Below are 5146 nucleotides of genomic sequence, written 5' to 3' on the forward strand. Positions count from 1 at the left end.
CTTCTGGTGCGTTATCGATCTGGTCGAATGCGCGTGCAGAACCGCCGTAGGTTTTAGCCAGAACGGTAGTGATTGCTGCAGTCAGGGTAGTTTTACCGTGGTCGACGTGGCCGATAGTACCAACGTTAACGTGCGGTTTGTTACGTTCAAATTTTTCTTTAGACATCGATTGTCCCTCTAAGACACGGTTAAATCGGTGGTATCACCACATCAACCAAGCATTTGCTTGACGAATTAGTTTACAGAAAGAGAATCAGGAGGGAGGATTTGGAAGTGGTGCTGATAGGCAGATTCGAACTGCCGACCTCACCCTTACCAAGGGTGTGCTCTACCAACTGAGCTATATCAGCACATACTTGGAGCGGGCAGTGGGAATCGAACCCACATCATCAGCTTGGAAGGCTGAGGTAATAGCCATTATACGATGCCCGCATCCTGGAACTCGGCTACCTGATTGTTCTGAAGAACTTCGAAGACGGGGAAAAGGACGTGAGACACTTAATTCCTCACCTTCACTTGAAGCGACTCTTTCACTTCAAGTTGCCTTATTACTAAGGCTTGTATGGTGGTGGGGGAAGGATTCGAACCTTCGAAGTCGATGACGGCAGATTTACAGTCTGCTCCCTTTGGCCGCTCGGGAACCCCACCTAATTGTTAAGTACTTGAATGGTGCCGGCACCAAGAGTCGAACTCGGGACCTACTGATTACAAGTCAGTTGCTCTACCAACTGAGCTATGCCGGCATCAAGTGCTGCGCATTCTAGGGAGACTTTAAGGGGTATGCAACAAAAAAATTGCATGTTTTGCGCTATCGCTCATGTTTTATTCAAAAAAACTGTTTTTTCCCATTTTTAAGTGTTTAAGGGGTTAAATAACACTCGAAAAATTTACTCTCGTGCACTGACTGACAACCACTGTCTGCTGTTTTTTTCCTGCCGCTCCTTAAAAAACCGTTTTTACTGCATGAAAGTCCGGCTTATGCACCACAAAAGTTCCTTTGCCTCGTTTTCGAGCGCCTAAATGTACTTTCTTTTTTGCAGATACTGATTTTACAGCCCAATTTTGTTGGCGTATTTTTTGCTATCTCCTTTATGAACGCACTATTTTTGTCATACGAGGGATGTAGCCATGAAGATTGTTATGCTTAATGCCGCAACATTACCGGTCTACAGAGATGAGCTGGCGCAACTACTGATAGAGGCCAACAGCCAGGGAGCTTCTGCAGGCTTTCCTCACGTTAAGGAACAAAAGCAGGCTGAAGAGACCTTTCATGATTTGCGTCCCGCACTTTCTCAAAATGAACTATTGCTTTGGATTGCCAGAGACGAGCAAGGTGTCATCGGCACCGTTCAGCTCGACTTAGCCGGTACGACAACATTATCCCCTCAGGCAGAAATCAGCACCCTGCTGGTCTGTTCACGGGCGAGACGCCGTGGTGTGGCTCGCATGTTGATGCGTGAACTGGAAAGCACAGCTCTGGATTTGCGTTGCACCATGCTGTCTTCAGATATGCAGTCTGGCTCAGAGGCGGAAGCTTTCTACCGCGCTCAGGGATATCGCTGTGTGGGTTCCAGGCAGGGTACGACCGGCTATAGTCGAAAAAACGAAGTGGTCTATTACAAGCAACTCTCCCCGTTCAGCAGCACATCCCACCCTCAATTTTAGCCACTTTGTGGTGCGGTGAGGTTTACGCCGTACCACAAGAGGCATTTCCACGTTTGCATAACTTTCTTAAAAATTTTTAAACTCAATCAAAGAAATCGATAAGTTATAAGAAAAAGATCTCCCCCAAAAATTAAGGTGTCTATAATATGCTGCTGGTTTACTGTCTGGAGTTGGCGTGATCGCCTTTCCTGACCTGCGCTAACAGGCAGACTTTAACTTATGAAAAAAAGAGACCCATCTTTGGCAACTCCTTATCTGCAGTTCGACCGTGCGCAGTGGGCAGCCTTACGTGATTCAGTACCCCTGACGCTTAAAGAAGCGGAAGTGGTAAACCTGAAAGGCATCAACGAGGATTTGTCCCTTGAGGAAGTGGCGCAGATCTATCTGCCGCTTTCGCGCCTTCTCAATTTTTATATCAGTTCTAACCTGCGCCGGCAGGCCGTGCTCGAGCAGTTCCTTGGCACTGACGGGCAAAAAATACCCTATGTGATTGGGATTGCGGGCAGTGTTGCAGTAGGTAAAAGCACGACGGCTCGTGTCCTTCAGGCACTCCTGAGCCGCTGGCCAGAGCATCGTTCGGTTGAACTGATTACGACAGATGGTTTCCTGTATCCCAACAAGACGCTCCAGGAGCGCGGGATCATGAAGAAAAAAGGCTTCCCGCAGTCTTACGACATGCATCAGCTGGTTAATTTCGTCTCCGAAGTAAAATCGGGTGCTAAGCACGTGACTGCGCCGGTCTATTCGCACTTAATCTATGATGTGATCCCCGATGGGAATAAAGTCATTGAGCAGCCGGATATTTTAATTCTGGAAGGGCTCAACGTACTGCAAAGTGGAATGGATTATCCGCACGATCCCCACCATGTATTTGTGTCCGATTTTGTCGATTTTTCAATATACGTTGATGCTCCGGAAGATTTATTACAGGGCTGGTATATCAACCGCTTCCTCAAATTCCGTCAGGGCGCTTTCTCGGATCCGGATTCTTATTTCCATCACTATGCAAAACTGCCAGAAGAAGAAGCAGTGAATATTGCGACACAGCTGTGGAACGAGATTAATGGATTGAATCTGAAAGAAAATATACTACCAACACGTGAAAGGGCCAGTCTGATTCTGACAAAAAGCGCCAATCACGCGGTTGAAAGTGTACGGTTGAGGAAATAAACGTTCGCCCGCCACTAAAATGATAACGGAGAGCCAGGCTCTCCCTTATTTTAATCAAAGCCCACGCAGTGAAATTTCCCCGCCAATATAAGGCTTAACAACCCCATCTTGCTCAAGCAGTAAAGCGCCCTGAGGATCAATTCCACGTTCAATACCATGTACTTCCTGTTCGCCGATTAGCAGCTTAACAGGGCGATCAAGGAAATTATCCAGACCACGCCAGCGACGGATAAACGGTGTCAGCCCTTTCTGTTCAAAATGAAGTAAAGCCGAACGCAGTTCATTCAACAATGTGGCAGTGAGTTTATTACGATCAATATTAACGCCGGCTTCCTGCAGGTTAATCCAGCCCTGATTAATCGTATCACTCGCAGGCTCACGCATTTTGAGGTTAATCCCCGCACCAATAACCAGCTGTGCGGCATCCCCGGTTTTACCTGTCAGCTCAACAAGGATCCCCGCCAGCTTGCGGTCATTAAGATAAAGGTCGTTAGGCCATTTCACCCGCACGTCTTTGGCTCCCAGGCGCTGAAGCACTTCCGCCATCACGATACCAATCACTAGACTGAGCCCCATGGCCGCTGCCGGGCCTTGCTCCAGTTTCCAGTACATTGAAAGGTACAGATTACTACCAAATGGCGAAAACCATTTGCGACCGCGGCGACCGCGCCCCGCCTGCTGGTACTCAGCTACACAAGCATCGCCCGAACTCAGCTCGCCAATTCTGTCCATCAGATACTGGTTAGTTGAATCAATGACGGGCAGAACGCTAACATTTCCAGAAGGCAGCATCTCGAGAATTTTAGCTTCATCAAGCAACTGGATCGGATGTGGGAGACTGTAGCCTTTTCCGGGAACAGTAAATATATCTACCCCCCACTCCCGTACAGTCTGGATGTGCTTATTAATCCCTGCGCGGCTCATTCCCATGGCTGTACCTAATTGCTCACCAGAATGAAACTCGCCGTCAGCCAGGATTGAGATTAACTGCAACGGAACCGTAATATCTTTCATGACAACGCCCCTACGGCATTTACTTCGCCCTGAGAAGCGATGAAACGGACTTCTGGTTCGAGCCAGATCCCAAATTTTTCGGCCACAGCATCGCGCACATATTTAGCCAGAGCGCGTACATCCGCACTGGTGGCGTTGTCTTTATTTATCAGTACTAATGCCTGTTTTTCATGAACAGCTGCGCCGCCAATACTGAAGCCTTTAAGACCGGCCTGCTCTACTAACCAGCCTGCTGCGAGCTTAATTCGCCCATCAGGCTGAGGGTAAGCAGGCATTGAGGGGAACTCGAGACTCATTTTTTCAGCAACAGAGGCATCGACAGTCGGATTTTTATAGAAGCTTCCCGCATTCCCCGTCACCGCAGGATCGGGCAACTTACTCTGACGCATAGCGCAGACGGAATCGAAGATTTGGCGGGGAGTCACCGTTTCAGGATTCAGACGAGTTAAATCACCATAAATGAGCTTTGGCTGCCATTGCTTTGTCAGTCTGAGTCCGACGGCGACGATCGCATAACCTTCTTTATAGGCATGTTTAAAAATGCTTTCACGATAACCGAACTGGCATTCTGCAGAGGTCAAACGGGTAACCTTCCCGGCCTTCAGGTCCAAGACATCAACGTAATTACAGATGCTTTGCAGTTCGATTCCGTACGCGCCGATATTTTGAATGGGAGCAGAACCGACACAGCCTGGAATTAAGGCAAGATTCTCAAGACCCGCAATATTGTGCTCCAGCGTGTAACACACCAGCTGATGCCAGTTCTCACCAGCACCCACATGCATGAGCCATTCTTCAGCATTTTCACTCAGTTCAATACCTTTAATCCGGTTCAGAACGATGATCCCTGCAAAGTCTTCAAGGAAAAGAACATTACTTCCTTCACCTAAAAGCAAAAAGGGCTGCTGCTTTTCCTGCGCCAATTTCCAGGCATCTGTTAATTGTTTCGCGTTCTGAGCAAAGGTAATGTCAGCAGCATGGGCTGCCAGAGAAAAGGTATTCAGAGACTGAAGAGAAGTGTCGTCAATCGACATAACAATATTACTCATGAGTGACTTAGTTGTGGTTAGTTTAACCGATCCTATACCCCGATACTCCGGGTTTTGTAAGTTGCAATAGAGCAACACATGCCAAAATCAGGACAAATAACGTCCAAAAACCACCAAATTACTCATAGCAAAAAGCCCTGTACGTCAGTACAGGGCTTTCCACTTATTTGATGCCTGGCAGTTCCCTACTCTCGCATGGGGAGACCCCACACTACCATCGGCGCTACGGCGTTTCACTTCTGAGTTCG

The 5146-nt window shown here is 48.0% G+C and carries 5 protein-coding genes, 4 tRNA genes and 1 rRNA gene; 2 read left to right on the forward strand and 8 right to left on the reverse strand.

What is annotated here, in order from left to right:
• From J1784_RS00490 to J1784_RS00510, 5 genes are all read right to left on the reverse strand, one after another.
• A partial coding sequence (locus J1784_RS00490) for a GTP-binding protein (protein WP_238485321.1) occupies positions 1 to 166 on the reverse strand: 166 nt, incomplete at its 3' end.
• Between the two features lie 108 nt (positions 167 to 274).
• Positions 275 to 350 (reverse strand) — tRNA-Thr (locus tag J1784_RS00495).
• A gap of 7 nt (positions 351 to 357) precedes the next feature.
• Positions 358 to 432 (reverse strand) — tRNA-Gly (locus J1784_RS00500).
• A gap of 131 nt (positions 433 to 563) precedes the next feature.
• A tRNA-Tyr gene (locus J1784_RS00505) sits at positions 564 to 648 on the reverse strand.
• A gap of 19 nt (positions 649 to 667) precedes the next feature.
• Positions 668 to 743, reverse strand: a tRNA-Thr gene (locus tag J1784_RS00510).
• A gap of 385 nt (positions 744 to 1128) precedes the next feature.
• Between J1784_RS00510 and J1784_RS00515 the strand changes: the two genes are divergently transcribed.
• Together J1784_RS00515 and coaA are read left to right on the forward strand one after the other, a co-directional pair.
• Positions 1129 to 1665: a GNAT family N-acetyltransferase gene (locus J1784_RS00515; protein ID WP_217147610.1), complete on the forward strand. Its 537-nt coding sequence runs from the start codon at positions 1129 to 1131 to the stop codon at positions 1663 to 1665.
• 219 nt (positions 1666 to 1884) lie between these two features.
• Positions 1885 to 2835: a type I pantothenate kinase gene (gene coaA, locus J1784_RS00520; RefSeq protein ID WP_095924281.1), complete on the forward strand. Its 951-nt coding sequence runs from the start codon at positions 1885 to 1887 to the stop codon at positions 2833 to 2835.
• A 54-nt stretch (positions 2836 to 2889) separates the two neighbouring features.
• On the opposite strand, the gene birA is transcribed toward coaA, so the two are convergent.
• From birA to rrf, 3 genes are all read right to left on the reverse strand, one after another.
• Positions 2890 to 3849 (reverse strand): bifunctional biotin--[acetyl-CoA-carboxylase] ligase/biotin operon repressor BirA, encoded by a 960-nt coding sequence (gene birA / locus J1784_RS00525; RefSeq protein WP_217147611.1) that lies wholly within the window; start codon positions 3847 to 3849, stop codon positions 2890 to 2892.
• Positions 3846 to 4883, reverse strand: a complete 1038-nt coding sequence (gene murB / locus J1784_RS00530) for a UDP-N-acetylmuramate dehydrogenase (RefSeq protein ID WP_217147612.1) — start codon at positions 4881 to 4883, stop codon at positions 3846 to 3848. Before murB ends, birA begins: the two co-directional genes overlap by 4 nt.
• 187 nt (positions 4884 to 5070) lie before the next feature.
• Positions 5071 to 5146, reverse strand: a 5S ribosomal RNA gene (rrf, locus tag J1784_RS26965); the annotation flags it as partial.

The organism is Rahnella ecdela (assembly GCF_019049625.1).
GTDB classification, from domain to species: domain Bacteria; phylum Pseudomonadota; class Gammaproteobacteria; order Enterobacterales; family Enterobacteriaceae; genus Rahnella; species Rahnella ecdela.